This is a genomic window from Actinoplanes sp. SE50/110 (assembly GCF_900119315.1).
GTDB lineage: Bacteria > Actinomycetota > Actinomycetes > Mycobacteriales > Micromonosporaceae > Actinoplanes.
Window position 1 is genome coordinate 2752040 of record NZ_LT827010.1, and the last position, 17210, is coordinate 2769249.

Sequence of the window (17210 nt, forward strand, 5' to 3'; positions counted from 1 at the left end):
CCCCGTGGTGGTGTCGCACGTCCGGGCACCACCGCGGGGCCTCGGGCGCTGAGCACGCCGGGGCCGCGAGTCGAACTCATCGCCAGAATCCGCTGCCTCGATCTCCGGCTCGCCGGGCCACCGCGGGGTCAGGCGGCCGGGACCGGTCCGCCGGCGGGACTCAGATCGTGGCCGGGGTGTGGTCGAGGGCGGCGTCGATCAGGGCGGCGGGTCCGGGCTTGGCGAAGTAGTAGCCCTGGGCGTAGCGGTAGCCCAGCGCCTCCAGGCGGATGGCCTGTTCGCGGGTTTCGACGCCCTCGGCGACCGCGCGCAGGCCGAGCGTGGCGGCGATCGTGCTCAGCGAGGTGGCGATCGCCTCCTGTTCGGCGGTGCCGTTGAGTTCGTCGATGAACGACTTGTCGACCTTGAGGGTGGTGACCGGGCAGGTGCGCAGCAGGGTGAGCGAGCTCTGGCCGGTGCCGAAGTCGTCGAGGGCCACCCCGACGCCCAGGTCGCGCAGGTCGCGGACGGTGTTCAGGGCGGCGCCGCCGCCGAACACGGCGGTTTCGGTGATCTCCAGGGTGATCTTGTCGGGGTCCAGGTGGTAGCGGGCCATCGTGGCGGCGACCTGGTCGGGCAGGTCCGGGTCGAGCAGCTGACGGGCCGAGACGTTGATGTTGACCCGGGGCGCGTCGACGCCGTGCCGGAGCTGCCAGCGGGCGGCGTCCGCGCAGGCGGTCTCGATCACCCAGAGGCCGAGGTCGAGGATCAGGCCGGTCTGTTCGGCGACCGGGATGAACTCGGCCGGGGAGACCGGCGGGCCGTCCGCCGGGTGCCAGCGGACCAGCGCCTCGACGCCGGTGATCCGGCCGCCGGGCAGCTCGACGATCGGCTGGTAGACCAGGCGGAACTCGCCCCTGTCCAGACCGCGGCGCAGCGCGGCGGCCAGGTCGGCGTCGTGCTGGGCGGTGCTGTCCATCTCGTCGGTGTGCTCGGTGTGCCGGTTGGCACCGGCCCGCTTGGCGGCCTTGAGCGCGAGCTCGGCCCGGCGCAGCAGGTCGGGGACCTCGTCGTCGCGGCCGGCGGCCACCCCGACGGTCACCGTGACCAGCAGGTCGTGGCCGTCCACCTGCAGCGGCAGCCGGAACGCCCGGACCAGCCGCTCACCCAGCGATCCGGAGCCGGGCAGGCCGGTGGTCGAGGCGAGCGGGGCCGGGGGTCCGGAGCCGGGCAGCCCGGTGGCCGGGAGGACCGCGCCGGTGGGGAGCAGGATGCCGAATTCGTCGCCGAGCAGGCGGGCGACGACCGCGTCCGGCCCGAAGGTTGCGGTGATGCGGGCGGCCGCCGCGCGCAGCAGGGCGTCGCCGCGGGCGTCGCCGAGCCGGTCGTTGAGGGTGCCGAAGCCGTCCAGGTCGCAGACCGCCACGGTGACCGGGTCGGTCCGGTCCTGCAGGGTCGCACTGAACATGCGGCGGTTCGGCAGGCCGGTCAGATCGTCGTGGTTGGCCTGCTCCTCCAGCCGGTCGACCAGCACCGTGTTGTCGGACAGCGCGGTCAGCTGGCGGATCACCACCAGGGTGGTCAGCGCCACCGAGCCGCCGGCCAGGCCGGGCGGGAGGAAGCCGAGGTGCAGGGTGACGAAGACGAGCATGCCGACGGTGACGACGACGGCGGCGACCGGAACCACGCTGACCCGGCGCCAGCGCTGCACCCAGGGCGGGCCGACCCGGCGGACCGGGGGGTGGTCGACGTGCCGGAGCTGGGCGCGGGTGGCCAGGGCGAACATCAGTCCGAGCGGCGGCATCACGATCGCGGTGACCGACAGGTGCGGCCAGTCGCGGACCGCCGGGTAGATCAGCCAGGAGATCGGGGCGAGCAGGCCGAGCGGGGCGAGGTACCACAGGGCCGGCCCGTGCACGCCGCCCGCGCCGGTGATCCCGACCCGGATCACCGCGACCACCGCGGTGATCGCGGTGACCAGGACGATCAGCATCAGGCCGGCGGCCAGGCCGAGCTGCGGCATCGGGCCGGGCGGCATGTCGCCGGCCGGCATCGGGCCACCCGTCGGCGGGCCGCCGGGCACCGGCATCGACCAGAGGAAGTGCGTGATGACCACGGCCGAGGCGACGCCGACGATGGCGATGTCGAGGCAGATCGCGAGATTGGCGCGCCAGGTCCGCGGCGGGTGCGGGAGGCGGATCATGGCGTACGCGGTTCCGGCCACCGAGCCGAGATAGCACACCGCGCTCAGGGTGTTCATCGGCATGGGATGCCCGGCCAGGGTGGTCCGGATGGCGTGGCTGACGGTGCCGAGGGTCAGCACGCAGGCCGAGATGGTCAGCCGCCGCCAGAACCGGTGCGCGTCGCCCTCGGTGCCGGCCGCCGCGGTGTGGGCAGCCCACGCCGCGGTGGCGGCCGCCGCGATCCCGGTGGGCCAGAGCAGCCAGGCCGGCGGGTGGTCGCTGAGCATGCCGGCGATCCCGAGCACGATGCTCAGCCCGGCCCAGACACAGGCCAGGAGCAGAATGCGCCCGGCCGTGCGGGCCGGTCGTCCCACTGGTCGCATGTCCGGCACGATCGGCGGCATCCCGGGTGAGCTGAGAAGAGTCGCAGAAGGGGTGCGGCCATCGGCGTACCGGCGCATCGTGTGTTGATCTTGAAAAGGATAAAGTGCGGGTGTGACGCTCACCCCCCAAGGCACGTCACACCCGCACTCCCGCCCACCCGTACCGTCCACGGGTGGCCGGGCCGGTTTCCAGGCTTAGACGGACCACCACACGGTGGTGTCCGGCGGCAGCTCGACCTCGTCCGGGCCGAGCTCGATCGGGCCGCTGGCCAGCAGCGGCGTGCCGGGGCGGGCGACGGTCACCGGCTGGTCGCCCATGTTGACCGTGCAGCGGAACACCGGGGCGCCCTCGACGGACCGCTCGAAGGCGAGCACCCCGGCCGGCGCGCTGAGCCAGCGCAGGTTGTCGATCGGCTGCAGCGCCGGGTTGACCCGCCGCTCGGCGAGCGCGGCACGGTACAGCTCCAGGGTCGAGCCGGGCGTCCCGGCCTGCGCGGAGACGCTGAGCCCGGCCCACGAGGCGGGCTGCGGGAGCCAGCTGCCGCCGCCGTCCGGCCCGAAGCCGTACGGCGCGGTGTCGCCGCTCCACGGGATCGGCACCCGGCAGCCGTCGCGGTAGCCGTCCTGCCCGGTCGCCCGGTGGAAGGCCGGGTCCTGGCGGACCTCCGGCGGCAGGTCGAGCACCTCGGGCAGGCCGAGCTCCTCACCCTGGTAGAGGTAGGCCGAGCCGGGCAGGGCCAGCATCAGCGCGCTGGCCGCCCGGGCCCGGCGCAGGCCGGCCGCCTCGTCGACGGCGACCGCTTTGCGGCCGGCCACCTCGCCGTCCGCGGTCTGCATCAGCCGGGTGGTGTGCCGGACCACGTCGTGGTTGGACAGCGTCCAGGTGGTCGGGGCGCCGACGGCGCGCATCGCGGCCAGCGAGTCCTCGATCATCTGCTGCTGCTCGTGCACGTTCCACGCGGTGCCCAGGTAGCTGAAGTTGAACGCCTGGTGCAGCTCGTCGTCGCGGACGTAGTCGGCCACCCGGGCCAGGGTCGGCGCCCACGCCTCGGCGACCGCGACCCGGTCGCCCGGGTACTCGTCGAGGATCCGCCGCCACGAGCGGTAGATCTCGTGCACTCCGTCGCGGTCGAAGCACGGGCTCTCGCCGACGCCCAGCAGGTGCCATTCGGCGTGCGAGCCGACGTCCGGCAGGCCGGCCTCCTTGACCAGGCCGTGCGCCACGTCGATGCGGAAACCGTCGACGCCGAGGTCGAGCCAGAACCGCAGGATGGTCTTGAACTCGTCGCGGACCGCCGGGTGCTCCCAGTTGAAGTCGGGCTGCTCCGGGGCGAACAGGTGCAGGTACCACTCGCCGTCGGCGACCCGGGTCCAGGCCGGCCCGCCGAAGATGCTCGGCCAGTCGTTGGGCGGCAGCTCACCGTTCTCGCCCTTGCCGGGGCGGAAGTGGTAGCGCTCGCGGAACAGCGAACCGGGGCCCTCGGCGATCGCCTTCTGGAACCACTCGTGCTGGTCGGAGGAGTGGTTCGGGACCAGGTCGACGATCACCCGCAGGCCCAGCGCGTGCGCGCCGGCGATCAGCTCGGAGGCGTCCGCGACGGTGCCGAAGATCGGGTCGACGGTGCGGTAGTCGGAGACGTCGTAGCCGGCGTCGGCCTGCGGCGACGCGTAGAACGGGGAGAGCCAGACCGCGTCGACGCCCAGATCCTTCAGGTACGGCAGGCGGCTGCTGATGCCCGGCAGGTCGCCGATGCCGTCGCCGTTGGAGTCGGCGAAGCTGCGGGGATAGATCTGGTAGATGACCGCGTTGCGCCACCAGGAAGCCGGCGGCGCCTCGACAGTGGGCGGTGCGATCAGTTGGTCGGTCATGGCGAGGAACGGTAGCAGGCAACTAACACGTGTTACATAGCCTGACGGCTGCTTTCTTTCAGCAAGTTCTTGCAAGCCGTCGTTATGCGGGTTTTGCGGTGGAATTTCGCACGATCAGGGAGGTCCCGAGCGTCTGCTGCGGGTGCTGATCCTCGCCCCGCATGGCCGACACGAGGAACTCGGCGGCCATCCGGCCCTTGGTCACGATCGGCTGGCGCACGGTGGTCAGCCGGGGTCGGAACCAGGCGGACTCGGCCAGGTCGTCGAAACCGGTCACCGACACCTGGCCGGGGACGTCGACGCCGAGCTCCTGCAGCGCATCCACGGCGCCGTAGGCCAGGACGTCGGAAAGGGCCAGGATCGCGGTCGGTTTCGCGTCGGACATCAGCGCCTTCGTCGCCCGGTATCCGTCGCCGCGGGTCACCGGCACCTCGGCCAGCTGCACGTCGGCGAGGGTGAGCCCGACCTCGGCGAGCGCATCGGTGATCCCGGCCAGCCGGCGCGCGAGCGGTCCCCGGTGCCCGTCCGCCGACCGCGGTCCCAGGGAGAGCACCGCGATCCGCCGATGGCCGAGTTCCAGCAGGTGGCGGGCGACCTCGCGGGCGCCGCCGCGATCGTCGACCTCGACGTGCGGGGCACCCTCGTGCCGGTCCGAGTCGATCAGCACGAACGGGATCCCGCGCCGGTCCAGCTCGGCCACCTCGCCCCGGTCGATCTCCAGGCCGCAGACGATGAAGCCGTCCACCGCGGCGTACGGGATGGCCTTGAGCACCGAGTCCTGCAGCGGCGGGGTGAGCAGCAGGGTGTAACCCTCGCGGTCGCAGACCTGGCCGGCACCCATCAGGAAGCGCGCGAAGTACGGGTTCTCCATGACCTGCGCCAGCCGCTGCGGCAGCAGCACCCCGATCGAGTTGGTGGTGCCGGCCTGCAGCATCCGGCCCAGCGTGCTCGGGGTGTAGCCGAGCTCCTCGGCGACCGCCAGGATCCGCTCCCGGGTGGCGGTCGAGATCCGCTGCGGATTGTTGAACGCGAACGACACCGCGGACCGTGACACGCCGGCCGCCGCGGCCACGTCACTCGACGTCGGTTTGCCACCTTTTGCGATTTTTTCTGGCACGCTGCCGGCCTTGTTGATGAAAGTTCTTGCAGGTGCCTTCCTGGACGGCATGCACGCTCCCCGGATCGGCGCCCACCATAACCCGCTGTGACCGATGAGGCGCGGATGCATGGAGCGCGCCGCCTCGGGGTACCAGACAGTTCGACACGACTTCACCACCTGGAGGTATGAGATGGCTTTCGACGACAAGGTGGACAACAAGGCCGAGGAGCTCGGCGGCAAGGTCAAGGAGGGCGTCGGCAAGGCGACCGACGACGAGCAGCTCGAGGCCGAGGGTCACGCCGACCAGGCCAGCGCGAACATCAAGCAGGCCGGCGAGAAGATCAAGGACGTCTTCAAGTCCTGAGCGGTACGACGTGAGCGGGCCGGGACGGACCATCGTCCCGGCCCGCTCGCGTGCCACGGCGTACCCCCAGGAGACGATCGTGACCAGCGGCGGACCGTGATCCGAATCGCGCACCTCGCCTATCTGTTACATGGGTTTTCTGGATAAGCTCCCGGGCATGGACTTCCACTGGTTTCTGCCCACCAACGGCGACAGCCGGGACATCGTGGGTGGCGGTCACGGCACACCGGTCGGCTCGGCCGGCGGAGTGCGCCCGCTGACCATCGGCTACCTCGGCCAGATCGCGCGCAGCGCCGAACAGCTCGGCTTCGTCGGCGCGCTCACCCCCACCGGCGCGTGGTGCGAGGACGCCTGGCTGACCACCGCGATGCTCACCGAGGTCACCGAGCGGCTCAAGTTCCTGGTCGCGTTCCGCCCCGGGCTGATCTCGCCCACCCTGGCCGCGCAGATGTCGTCGACCTTCCAGCGGCTCTCCGGCGGCCGGCTGCTGCTCAACGTGGTCACCGGCGGCGAGTCCGCCGAGCAGCGCCAGTTCGGCGACTTCCTGGACAAGGACGCGCGCTACGCGCGGACCGCGGAATTCCTCACGGTGGTCCGCGGGTTGCTGCGCGGCGAGACCATTTCGTACGACGGTACGCACGTCAAGGTGGAGAACGCGCGCCTCGCCCGGGTCCCGGACATCGCACCCACCGTGTATTTCGGCGGGTCGTCGAAAGCCGCGGGCCCGGTCGCGGCCGAACACGCCGACGTGTATCTGACCTGGGGCGAGCCGCCCGCGCAGGTGGCCGAGAAACTCGCCTGGATCCGGACGCTGAAGCCGGACATGCGGTTCGGCATCCGGCTGCACGTGATCACCCGGGACACCGCCGAGGCCGCCTGGGCCGAGGCCGACCGGCTGCTGCAGAACGTGTCCGAGGCCGACATCGCCGGCGTGCAGGCCGGCCTGCGCACCAGCGAGTCCGAGGGGCAGCGGCGAATGCTCGAACTGCACGGCGGCAACCGGGACGGGCTGCTTGTCGCGCCCAACCTGTGGGCCGGCGTCGGTCTGGTCCGCGGCGGCGCGGGCACCGCGCTGGTGGGCAGCCACACCGAGGTGGCCGACCGGATCGAGGAGTATGCCGCGCTCGGCATCTCCGAGTTCATCCTCAGCGGGTACCCGCACCTGGAAGAGGCGTACTGGTTCGGCGAAGGTGTACTGCCCGAGCTCCGCCGCCGGGGCCTGTGGCGGCACCCGGCGGGGGAGAAGGACACGGCGCCGGCGGCGATCCCGTTCGCCGGGGTGCCCAGCCTCGCTAAGCGCTGATCAACTCCGGCGCGTTCGGCGCGGCGCTGTGCGGCCGGCCCGGCCACCAGAACCGGTCACCGAGGATGGTGGCCAGGGCCGGCACCAGCACCGTGCGGACCAGGAGCGTGTCCAGCAGGACGCCGATCATGACGATCACGCCGATCTGGGTCAGTGTGATCACCGGCAGCACGCCCAGCACCGCGAAGACCGCGGCCAGCAGGATGCCGGCACTCGTGATCACCGCGCCGGTGACCGCGACCGCGTGCACCATGCCGTCCCGGGTGCCACGCTTGCCGGCCTCCTCCCGGGCCCGGGTGACCAGGAAGATGTTGTAGTCGACGCCGAGCGCCACCAGGAACAGGAACGAGAACAGCGGCACCTGGTTGTCCAGGGCGTGCCCGAACAGGAACGATCCGGCCCCGAGCGCCGCGCCGAAACTGATGATCACCGTGACGATCAGCAGCAGCGGGGCGACCAGCGCGCGCAGCAGCACGACCAGCACGAGCAGCACCACCAGCAGGATCACCGGGACGATCACCCGCAGGTCGTGTCGGGTCGCGTCGCGGGTGTCCAGACTGGTCGCGACGCTGCCACCCACCAGGGCCCGGCCAGCCAGACTCGTCCGCAGCGTGCGGATCGCGTCGAACGCCTCCTTCGTGTCCGGCGCCGCGTTCAGGATCACCTGAATGGAGCCCTGCTCCACGACCCGTGCCTGCGCCACGCCGGGCGTGCCGGACACCGTGGCCAGCACCGCCTGCGCCTGATCGGGGCCGGTCAGCACCACGGTCGGGCTGGCCGCGCCGGCCGGGAAGTGTGTCGACAGGGTCTCCAGGCCGGCCACCGACTCCGACTTCACCCGGAACTGCTCGGTCTGCGACAGGCCCAGCCGGGTGCCGAGACCGCCCGCGGACAGTACGCCCAGGACGATGATCGAGACGATCGTCACCGCGACCGGCTTGCGGGACACCGCCCGGCCGACCCGGGCCCAGACACCCTTCTCCGCCTCGACGCCGTCCTGGCCGACCCGCGGCACGAACGGCCAGAACAGGCCGCGCCCGCAGACCACCAGTGCGGCCGGGAGCACCAGCAGCGCGAACAGTGCCGCCACCGCGATCCCGGCGGCCGCCGTGACCCCCAGTGACACGTTGCTCTCCAGGCTGGCCAGCAGCAGGGTGAGCAGGCTCAGGATCACCGTGCCGGCACTGGCCGCGATCGCCGGACCGGCCCCACGCAGCGCCCGGCGCATCGCCTCGAAGCGGTCGTCGACGGCGTGCAACTCCTCCCGGTACCGCGAGATCAGCAGCAGTGCGTAGTCGGTGCCGGCGCCGAAGACCAGCACCGTGACGATGCCCGTGGTGGAACCGTTGATCGGCAGGCTGGTGTGCTGCGAGATCAGCGAGATCAGGCCGGTGGTGACCCGGTCGGCCAGGCCCACCACGATCAGCGGGACCAGCCAGAGCAGCGGGCTGCGATAGGTCACCAGCAGCAGCAGCGCCACCACGACGACGGTGACCAGCAGCAGCCGGGTGTTCGCCCCGGTGAAGCTGTCGGCCAGGTCGGCGGAGAACCCGGCGCCACCGGTGACCTGGGCGGTCACCCCGGCCGGCAGGCCGGCCCGCACCCTGGTGCGCAGATCGCGGACCTGCTTGATGGTCTCGTCCGACGAGACGCCGGACGGCAGCGGCACCGAGACGATCGCCGCCCTGCGGTCCTGGCTGACGATCGGCTGGCCCAGCGGGGTGACGGTGACCAGGTCGCCGTCGGCCAGCGGCTGGCCGCCCCTGGCGACCACCACCAGGGCCGCGGTGGGGCGGCCTGCTTGCGCCCGCGCGACCCGGGTCGACTCGGCCGAGGACGGCAGCGAGGCGGTGGGGTCGTTGTCGACCCGGGTTTCACCGGCGAGGCCGATGACCAGGCCGCCCAGCAGCAGGGCCAGGAGCAGGGAAACCCATGCCCGTCTCATGAATCCTCCATGAATAAGAATCTCGATAATCGAGATTCTCCACGAGGGTTGCGGGATCTGCAACACTTACCCCCGTGGAGGACACGAGAGCGCCCGACGAAGCGGACAAGGCAGAACGCCAGCGACTCCGGTCACGGCTTGTCGACCTGCTCAACTCCTATTCCAGCGAGGCCAACCACATCGGGCACGCCTTCGCCGGACGCCACCGGCTGCACGGGCCCGACCTGCACGCGCTCCTCGCCGTCATGCACGCGGAGCGCGCCGGGGAGCCGCTCACACCCGGGCGGCTCGGCGAGACGATGGGACTGTCCTCCGGGGCGACGACCGCGATGATCGACCGTCTGGAGCGGGGCGGGCATCTGCGGCGCAGCCGGGAGAGCAGCGATCGGCGAGTCGTCCACCTGCGGTATGCGGAGGCGGGAATGGCGCTGGCCGCGGCGTTCTTTCAGCCGTTGGCGCCGCGCACGGATGCGGTCATGGCCCGGTTCGATACCGAAGAGCTGCAGGTGGTGGAGCGTTTCGTGCGGGGGATGGTGGAGGCGCTGCTCGCCTACCGGGACGAGCTCCGCGCGGAATAACGCAACCCGGTCGCAACGTGGGAATCGCCGAGGTCGGCGCGGCCCCGGCCGATCTTCAGCCTCGTGCGAACCGAGCCCCTCCTCTCCCAGGCCGACGACCTCCTCGACCGCGGTCGTGCCGAGAACGCCGCCCACCTGCTGGCGCCGATCGTCGGCCGGCAACCGGAGAACGTCGACGCCTGGCACCGGATGGCCCGGGCGCACCTGGAGATGGGCGACCTCGACGGCGGTCTGCGCGCCGCCAAGGCCGCCTGGCACTTCGACCCGCACGGGCCGGAAACCCTGTACTGGCTCAGCCGCGCCGCCACCGAACTCGGCCGGCACCGCGAAGCGATCGAAGCCGCGGCCGCGGCCTGCCGCGAGGACCCGGGCAACCCGCGGCTGCACAACCGCCTGGCCGACGCCCAGCTCGCCGCCGGCCACGTCGGTGACGCCCTGGACAACCTGAAGATCGCCGTCGAGCTCGCCGACTACGACGCCGACCTGCACGTCACCTTCGGCCGCGCCCTGTTCGCCGCCGGCCGCCCGCTCAGCGCCCGGGAATCCGTCGGCCGCGCCCTGGCCCTCGAACCGGGGCACGCCGCCGCGCACCGCACCCTGGCCCTGTTCGAGATCGCCATGGAGCCGGTGGTGGACGCCGCCTCCCTGGCGCAGGCCGCCGACGGATTCGCCGAGTCACTCCGGGTCGGGCCGACCGGCCGCGTCGACGAGCGCGCCGTCCTGGCCAAGGACGCCATCGGCTACGTCGCGCGGGTGGCCCTGACCTGGTGCCTGGTCGCCCTGCTGGTCCTCGGCGTCCTCGCCGCGACATCGCTGGTCACCCTGCCGGCCGGCCTGTACCTGACCATCCTCTGCCTGGGCGCCGTAGCCGGCTGCGGCGCGATCGCCTTCCGCCGCTCCCTCCTCTGACCCCTCCCCGAGCCCGCCCAACTCTCGCGCCGCCCAATCCTCGCGCCGCGCGATCCTTGGACCCCCCGCGCCGCTCAACCCTCGCGCCGCTCAACCCTCGCGCCGCTCAACCCTCGCGCTGCCCTACCCTCGCGCTGCCGCACCCTCGCGCTGCCGCACCCTCGCGCTGCCCTACCCTCGCGCTGCCCCACCCTCGCGCCGGGCGATCGTTGGCCGCGCGATCCCCGCGCTGTTCGATCTCCAGGCCGCTCATCGCGCGCGCCGGGCGTTTCACCCGTCGTGCCGGAGTGCCTGGTCGGCGGTGTGGGAGTGCGCGGTCAGGTGAGCTGGCGGAGGATGCGGGCGAGCTGCGCCTGGTCGTCGGGGGTGAGGGCGGCGAAGACCCGCTGGCCGGCGGCGGAGCGGGCGGCTTTGATCTCGGCGCCGGTGGTGCGGCCCAGGTCGGTGAGGGTGACCAGGGTGGCGCGGCGGTCGTCGGGGTCGGGGCGGCGCTCGGCCAGGCCGCGCTCCTGCAGGTCGTCGACGACCTCGGTGGCGGACCGCGGGGCGATCCGGAGCCGCTCAGCCAGCGCACTGAGTCGCATGTCACCGTGGGCGAGTAGCACGCTCAGCGCGCGGAACTGCGACGGCGCGACGCCCCACGGCTCCATCTCGCTGCGGGCCTGCTCACGCAGCCGGCGACTGACCGCCCAGAACGCGTCGTTGAGCGACTCTTCCTCCACGGGAACAACGTACCAGCAATTACCGTTGCTCCCTCATGGTGAGGTAACCTCAGCTTGCTGGGCCACCACCGTAGACACCACCACGGTGAGCGCACCGCGTTGCGTGCGCCGTGTCCGGTTGGTCTTCGACGGCGGGGCCATCCCCGTACACAGGAAAGGTTTTGCTCTTGGCGGAACGACCAGGCCGGGGCGCGGCACGCACCGTGACCCCCGCGGAGAGGGCGCAGGCCCGATCCGTCTCGCTGCGCCGCATCGGCGCGCTCTTCATCGGTCACCGGCGGCAGCTCGCCGTCGTGGTGGCGATCATCGTGGTGTCATCCGTGCTCGGTATGGCCACCCCCTTCCTCCTCCGGCAGATCATCGACGTCGCCCTGCCGCACGGCGATCTGCACCTGCTGTCCTGGCTGGTGCTCGGCATGATCGTGGTCGCCGCGATCACCTCGGTGCTCGGCGTGCTGCAGACGTGGATCTCCACCACCGTCGGCCAGCGGGTCATGCACCGGCTGCGCGTCGACGTCTTCGCCCACCTGCAGCAGCAGTCGATCGCCTTCTTCACCCGGACCCGCACCGGCGAGGTGCAGTCCCGGATCACCAACGACATCGGCGGCATGCAGACCGTGGTCACGTCGACCGCGACGAGCATCGCGGCCAACCTCACCACCGTGGTCGCCACCACCGTCGCGATGGTCGCGCTGACCTGGCAGCTCACCCTGATCTCGCTGCTCGTGCTGCCGCCGGCGATCTATCTGACCCGGCGGGTCGCCCGGATGCGCCGGCAGATCACCGCCGAACGTCAGCGGGAACTCGCCGAGCTCAACGTGATCATCGAGGAGGGGCTGTCGATCAGCGGCATCCAGCTCAGCAAGACGATGGGCGCGGGCGCGGCACAGGTCGAGCGGTTCACCGGATCGTCCGGCCGGCTGATCGACCTGGAACTGCGCTCCGAACTGGCCGGTCGCTGGCGGATGGCGGCGATGAGCGTGATCTTCGCGATCATTCCGGCCACCATCTATCTCGCCGCGGGCCTGCCCTTCGCGGCCGGCGGGATGAGCATCGGCACGCTGGTCGCCTTCACCGCGCTGCAGGGCAACCTCTTCCGTCCGCTGATGAGCCTGCTCGACGTCAGCGTCACGATGACCAGCTCGCTGGCGCTGTTCGCGCGCATCTTCGAATATCTCGACCTGCCGGTCGAGATCGCGTCGCCGGCCTCGCCGATCCGGCTGCCGGAGGTCCGCGGTCACCTCCGCTTCGAGAACGTCTCTTTCGCGTACGACACCGATGCCTCCACCGCGACCGATGTCAACCGCGATGCGCCGGTTGGCGTCTCCGGCGGAACCGGCGTCGACCGTGACGTGCCGGTCGGCATCAAACCGGACGGGCCGGCGGGCAGGTCCGCGCGGTCTGAGGTCAAGCAGGATGCGCTCGGCGGCCGAGCCGCGCTGGCCGACGTCAACCTCGACGTGCCCGCCGGGACCTCGCTGGCGCTGGTCGGCGAGACCGGCTCGGGCAAGAGCACGGCCGCGGCGCTGATCGCCCGGCTTCACGACCCCACCGCCGGACGGGTCACCATCGACGGCGTCGACCTGCGCGACCTGGACCTCGCCGACCTGTCCACGATCGTCGGCGTGGTCAGCCAGGAGACGTATCTGCTGCACACCACCATCCGAGCCAACCTCCGTTACGCCAAGCCCACGGCCACCGACGCGGAGATCGAGGCGGCCTGCCGGGCCGCCCAGATCCATGCGCTGATCGAGAGTCTGCCCGAGGGGTACGACACTCTGGTCGGCTCGCGCGGCCACCGCTTCTCCGGTGGCGAGAAACAGCGGATCGCGATCGCCCGCACGCTGCTGCGCGACCCGAAGATCCTGGTCCTGGACGAGGCGACCAGCGCGTTGGACAACGAGACCGAACGCGCGGTGCAGCGGGCGTTCGACGAGCTGTCCCGCGGCCGGACCACGGTGACCATCGCCCACCGCCTGTCGACGGTGCGTGACGCCGACCAGATCGTGCTGATCGACCACGGCCGGATCGTCGAATCCGGCACCCACGACTCGCTGCTTTCCGAGGGCGGCCGGTACGCGGCCCTTGCCTCCTGAGGGCGCGGACCGCGACCCGCCACCCGTCGGTGCGTTCCGCGTGCGGGCTCTTCACCCGCAGGGCCGCGTCCGACGGGTGCTGGTTCTCGTCGCCGTCGATCGGCGGGACCTGCTCGCCGTCGACCGGCGGGTGCTGGTCTTCATCGCCGTCGATCGGCAGGGACTGGTCGCCGTCGATCGGCGGGGCCTGCGCTACCGGGCCTGCGCTACCGGTCGTCCGGTTTGCGGGCCACGACGGCCCATACGCGGTGCGGGACGAGCAGCGGGTCGGCAGGGAAGTCGCGCTCCAGCAGGGCCGTGAGTTCGGCCGAGAAGCGCTCGACAGCGGGCGGTGGCAGGCTCGCGGCGACGCCCGCGCTGGCGCGGATCCGGCCGGTCCAGTCGACCGGGGAGTACGGGACGTCCACGTCGAAGGAGAACGTCTCCAGCCCGGTGAAGCCGGCCGAGCGCAGGTCGGTGAGCCAGCGCGGATGGATGCCGGTGCCGCCGGCCAGCGCCCAGGCCGGGTTGTGCGCCACGATCAGCTCCTCGGTGGCGGCGACCACGTTGCCCGGCAGGGGCAGCCAGTCGAAGTGCGCGATCACGATCCGGCCGCCCGGACGGAGCAGCCGCGACACTTCGGCGGCTGCCTCGCCGGCCCGGAACCAGTGCCAGCATTGACCCGCGGTGACCAGGTCGAACGTGGCGTCCGGCAGGTGGATGCATTCGGCGGCGCCGACGACGTACCGGATGCTCAAACCTGCCTCCCGATCCAGGCGACGAGCCTGGTCCAGCAGCGGCTCCGCCGGGTCGAGACCGGTGACGACCGCGCCGCGGGCGGCGAAAAGACGGGCCAGGCTGCCGGTTCCGGTGCCGAGGTCCAGCACGGTCCGGCCGGCGACGTCGTCGATCCGGTCCATCAGCGCGGGCGGGAAACCGGCCCGGTGCCGGGCGTAGTCGGCGGCGGTCCGTCCGAAATCGACGGTTTCGCCGAAGCCTGCCGCGGCCTGTCCGAAGTCCTTGGCGTTTCCGAAGTCGGCGACGGGCTGCCCGAGATCGGCGGTGTCCGCACTCATGCGGTCACGTTCCCGGGCAGGCGGTTGCGGTGCAGGGCGTCGGACCAGCCGGCAAGCGCTTCGGCCGGGCGATGAGCCGGGCCGACGTAGTCGGCGGACGGGCGGATGATCTTGCCGAGGCGCTTCTGTTCCAGGATGTGCGCGCTCCAGCCGGCCGTGCGCGCGCAGGCGAACAGGGACGTGAACAGCTCCGCGGGCACGCCCGCGAAGTCGAGGATCACGGCCGCCCAGAACTCGACGTTCGTCTCCAGGACACGGTCCGGTTTCCGTTCGCGCAGCTCGGTGAGGGCGGCCAGCTCCAGGTCCCGGGCCACCTCGAAACGCGGCGCGCCGAGCTCGAACGCCGCATCCCGCAGGATCCGGGCGCGGGGATCCTCGGCCCGGTACACCGCGTGACCGAAACCCATCAGCCGCTGACCGCTGTCCAAAACCCCGCGGACGTACGCCCGAGCATCCCCGGCGCGCTCCACCTGCTCGATCATGCCGAGCACCCGGGCCGGGGCGCCGCCGTGCAGCGGGCCGGACAGCGCCGAGATCGCCGCCGACAGGCAGGCCGGTACGTCGGCGCCGGTGCTCGCCACGACCCGCGCGGTGAAGGTGGACGCGTTCATGCCGTGCTCGGCCGCGCAGATCCAGTACCGGTCCAGCGCCGCCACCTGCCGTGGATCCGGCTCACCCTGCCACTGGATCATGAACCGTTCGGTGGTGCTGCGGCCCGCGTCGACCAGCCGCTGTGGGATCACGGGCAGGTGCGCGCCGCGGGCCGCCTGCGCGACGTACGAAAGAATCATGGATGAGGTCCGGGCGAGGTCGTCGCGCGCCTGCACATCGTCGATGTCGATGAGTTGCCGCAGCCTGAGGTGCGGGGCGAGCATCGACACCGCGGCCTGCGCGTCGACGCGCACGTCACCGGAGCGCACCGGGACGGCGGACGGCTCGGCCGGGGGCAGCGCGCGGGTGAAGTCGCCGTCGGCGAGCAGACCCCAGACGTCGCCGTAGGAGACGTTTCCCGCCAGCGAACGGATGTCCACACCCCGGTAGCGCAGGGAGCCGCCGTCGCGGTCGGGCTCGGCGATCTCGGTGTCGAAGGCGACGACACCGGCAAGTCCTGGATTCACTGTCAACATGCTCTCAACATGACGACTTGATGGATGTGCCGTCAATGTTGATGCGGTCAACATGAGATGATGTGCACATGTCGGAGCAGCTCCTCACCACCGATCAGGTCGCCCAGCGGCTCGGCGTCAAACCGGCGACGGTGTACGCATACGTCAGCCGTGGCCTGCTCCCCAGCCGCCGCAACGCCGCCGGGAAGGGCAGCCTGTTCGCCAAGGCCGACGTCGACGCCCTGCTCGCCGGCCGCAAACGCGCCACCCCCAACATCCAGACCGGCATCACCCTGATCCGCGACGGCGCGCTGTTCTACCGCGGACGGGACGCCACCGAACTGGCCCGCACCTCGACCTATGAAGCGGTCGCCACCCTGCTCTGGACCGGCCCGCACGACCCGGAGCCGGGCCTGGACGGGGGCGGCGCTCTGGAGCCGGCGCCGTTCGCGGTCAGTCGCGCATCGTTGGCGCTGGCGGAGCGGGTGGGCGCGCTGCTGCCGGCAACGGCCCGCCTCACCGACCGCCTGCGGGTCACGGTGGCCGCCATCGCCGCCGCCGATCCGTTCCGCTTCGACACCAGCCCCGCCGCTGTCGTCACCACCGGTCGCACCCTGATCGCCACCATGGTCGCGGCCCTGCCTCTCCGGTCAGCCCGGGAGCCGGTAGACATCCTCCGATCGGATCCGTCGGCGCCGACCGGGGCGGGGGGTCCCGGGTCGATCGCCGAGTTGCTGTGGCCGAGGCTCACCGGAGAGCCGATGACCGAGGTGGGACGGCGGGTCCTGGAAGCGGCGCTGATCCTGCTGGCCGACCATGACATCGCGGCTTCCACCCTGGCCGCCCGGGTGGCGGCGTCGACCCGGGCGCATCCCTATGCCGTGGTCAGCGCCGGCCTGGCGGCCCTCGACGGTCCGCTGCACGGCGCCGCCAGTGAGTACGTCCACCCGCTGCTCGTCGAAGCGCTGGCCGGCGCGGACCCGGTTGCGATCATCTCCGAGCGGTTGCGGGTCTCCGGCGGGATTCCCGGTTTCGGGCATCTGCTTTACCAGAACGGTGATCCGCGCGCCATCACCATCCTCCGGCTGCTCGGTGACCATCCCGCCCGGCGGGCCGCGACCGCGCTGGCCGACGCGGTCCAGGCCCGCTCGGGGATCCACCCCAACATCGATCTCGCGCTCGCCACGCTGACCCTCCACTTCGGTATGCCGTCCGACGCGGGCGAGGCAATCTTCGCCATCGCCCGCACCGCGGGCTGGCTGGCGCACGCTCTGGAGGAGTACGCCAACCACCCGGTCCGGTTCCGTCCCACGGGCCAATATTCCGGCCGGCCACCCGCCTGACCAAGCAATTCATCTGTCAGGAGAACCGAGTGCGCCCACCGCCCCGCACGGTTGACGGGCCGAACCTCCACTCGGGAGGCTGGTGACGCCGCTCGGGCCGGGGCCTTCCCCGACGGGCGGTGCGGTCGGTGCGCCTGGGCCGCTCGCGGTGATCAGGACGTGCGGCATCGGTGGGCTGGAGCGCCCGAGCTGTGGGGGGTGGAGTGGATGAATGGTTGTGCTGCCTCGGCGATGTGGTCGGCCGCGGTCGCCCGGGCTGGCGGCGGGGCTGGTGGG

General features: G+C 71.9%; 14 protein-coding genes. 7 read left to right on the forward strand and 7 right to left on the reverse strand.

All coding sequences use genetic code 11. The annotated features are described in order from the left end of the window. Positions 1-160: 160 nt before the first annotated feature. From ACSP50_RS12260 to ACSP50_RS12270, 3 genes are all read right to left on the reverse strand, one after another. Entirely contained in the window at positions 161-2545 is a 2385-nt protein-coding gene (locus ACSP50_RS12260; RefSeq protein ID WP_099344048.1) for a bifunctional diguanylate cyclase/phosphodiesterase, read from the reverse strand. Positions 2546-2740: 195 nt separating this feature from the next. After that, the gene (locus tag ACSP50_RS12265; RefSeq protein ID WP_014689514.1) at positions 2741-4414 is read right to left on the reverse strand and encodes a glycoside hydrolase family 13 protein; all 1674 of its coding nucleotides are present in this window, start codon (positions 4412-4414) and stop codon (positions 2741-2743) included. 82 nt (positions 4415-4496) lie between these two features. Continuing rightward, positions 4497-5453, reverse strand: coding sequence for a LacI family DNA-binding transcriptional regulator (locus ACSP50_RS12270; protein ID WP_231956913.1), 957 nt, complete (start codon positions 5451-5453; stop codon positions 4497-4499). On the opposite strand from ACSP50_RS12270, the gene ACSP50_RS43885 reads away from it, so the two are divergent. The 3 genes from ACSP50_RS43885 (at position 5437) to ACSP50_RS12280 (ending at position 7180) form a co-directional block, all read left to right on the forward strand. After that, positions 5437-5622, forward strand: coding sequence for a hypothetical protein (locus tag ACSP50_RS43885; RefSeq protein ID WP_231956914.1), 186 nt, complete (start codon positions 5437-5439; stop codon positions 5620-5622). The two genes, ACSP50_RS12270 and ACSP50_RS43885, sit on opposite strands and share 17 nt — an antisense overlap. Positions 5623-5703: 81 nt before the next feature. Continuing rightward, complete coding sequence (locus ACSP50_RS12275; protein WP_063714005.1) at positions 5704-5877, forward strand: CsbD family protein; 174 nt, start codon at positions 5704-5706, stop codon at positions 5875-5877. Positions 5878-6034: 157 nt separating this feature from the next. Beyond that, positions 6035-7180: an LLM class flavin-dependent oxidoreductase gene (locus ACSP50_RS12280; RefSeq protein ID WP_043514020.1), complete on the forward strand. Its 1146-nt coding sequence runs from the start codon at positions 6035-6037 to the stop codon at positions 7178-7180. Here ACSP50_RS12280 and ACSP50_RS12285 read toward each other — a convergent pair. After that, positions 7170-9125 carry an MMPL family transporter gene (locus ACSP50_RS12285; protein WP_014689518.1) on the reverse strand — a complete coding sequence of 652 codons (1956 nt, stop codon included), beginning with the start codon at positions 9123-9125 and terminating at the stop codon, positions 7170-7172. The genes ACSP50_RS12280 and ACSP50_RS12285 overlap by 11 nt on opposite strands. A gap of 74 nt (positions 9126-9199) precedes the next feature. On the opposite strand from ACSP50_RS12285, the gene ACSP50_RS12290 reads away from it, so the two are divergent. Beyond that, positions 9200-9703 carry a MarR family transcriptional regulator gene (locus ACSP50_RS12290; RefSeq protein WP_014689519.1) on the forward strand — a complete coding sequence of 168 codons (504 nt, stop codon included), beginning with the start codon at positions 9200-9202 and terminating at the stop codon, positions 9701-9703. A 63-nt stretch (positions 9704-9766) separates the two neighbouring features. Then, a complete protein-coding gene (locus ACSP50_RS12295; RefSeq protein WP_014689520.1) occupies positions 9767-10612 on the forward strand; it encodes a tetratricopeptide repeat protein in 846 nt (281 codons plus the stop codon). Between the two features lie 317 nt (positions 10613-10929). Here the strand turns inward: ACSP50_RS12295 and ACSP50_RS12300 are convergent, their stop codons facing one another. Further along, a complete protein-coding gene (locus ACSP50_RS12300; RefSeq protein ID WP_014689521.1) occupies positions 10930-11334 on the reverse strand; it encodes a MarR family winged helix-turn-helix transcriptional regulator in 405 nt (134 codons plus the stop codon). A 203-nt stretch (positions 11335-11537) separates the two neighbouring features. Here ACSP50_RS12300 and ACSP50_RS12305 point away from each other — a divergent pair, with 203 nt between their 5' ends. Beyond that, entirely contained in the window at positions 11538-13430 is a 1893-nt protein-coding gene (locus tag ACSP50_RS12305; RefSeq protein WP_014689522.1) for an ABC transporter ATP-binding protein, read from the forward strand. A 206-nt stretch (positions 13431-13636) separates the two neighbouring features. Here the strand turns inward: ACSP50_RS12305 and ACSP50_RS12310 are convergent, their stop codons facing one another. Further along, positions 13637-14485, reverse strand: a complete 849-nt coding sequence (locus tag ACSP50_RS12310) for a class I SAM-dependent methyltransferase (RefSeq protein WP_014689523.1) — start codon at positions 14483-14485, stop codon at positions 13637-13639. After that, positions 14482-15612 carry a citrate synthase 2 gene (locus tag ACSP50_RS12315; protein WP_014689524.1) on the reverse strand — a complete coding sequence of 377 codons (1131 nt, stop codon included), beginning with the start codon at positions 15610-15612 and terminating at the stop codon, positions 14482-14484. Before ACSP50_RS12315 ends, ACSP50_RS12310 begins: the two co-directional genes overlap by 4 nt. A 68-nt stretch (positions 15613-15680) precedes the next feature. Here ACSP50_RS12315 and ACSP50_RS12320 point away from each other — a divergent pair, with 68 nt between their 5' ends. Then, positions 15681-16934 (forward strand): citrate/2-methylcitrate synthase, encoded by a 1254-nt coding sequence (locus ACSP50_RS12320; RefSeq protein ID WP_014689525.1) that lies wholly within the window; start codon positions 15681-15683, stop codon positions 16932-16934. Positions 16935-17210 lie beyond the last annotated feature (276 nt).

What these genes read in the sequence shown, in the direction of transcription:
- ACSP50_RS12260 (WP_099344048.1), bottom strand. Translation starts at nt 2,545, where the DNA reads ATGCGACCAGTGGGACGACCGGCCCGCACGGCCGGGCGCATTCTGCTC.
- ACSP50_RS12265 (WP_014689514.1), bottom strand. Translation starts at nt 4,414, where the DNA reads ATGACCGACCAACTGATCGCACCGCCCACTGTCGAGGCGCCGCCGGCT.
- ACSP50_RS12275 (WP_063714005.1), top strand. Translation starts at nt 5,704, where the DNA reads ATGGCTTTCGACGACAAGGTGGACAACAAGGCCGAGGAGCTCGGCGGC.
- ACSP50_RS12280 (WP_043514020.1), top strand. Translation starts at nt 6,035, where the DNA reads ATGGACTTCCACTGGTTTCTGCCCACCAACGGCGACAGCCGGGACATC.
- ACSP50_RS12285 (WP_014689518.1), bottom strand. Translation starts at nt 9,125, where the DNA reads ATGAGACGGGCATGGGTTTCCCTGCTCCTGGCCCTGCTGCTGGGCGGC.
- ACSP50_RS12310 (WP_014689523.1), bottom strand. Translation starts at nt 14,485, where the DNA reads ATGAGTGCGGACACCGCCGATCTCGGGCAGCCCGTCGCCGACTTCGGA.
- ACSP50_RS12315 (WP_014689524.1), bottom strand. Translation starts at nt 15,612, where the DNA reads ATGTTGACAGTGAATCCAGGACTTGCCGGTGTCGTCGCCTTCGACACC.
- ACSP50_RS12320 (WP_014689525.1), top strand. Translation starts at nt 15,681, where the DNA reads ATGTCGGAGCAGCTCCTCACCACCGATCAGGTCGCCCAGCGGCTCGGC.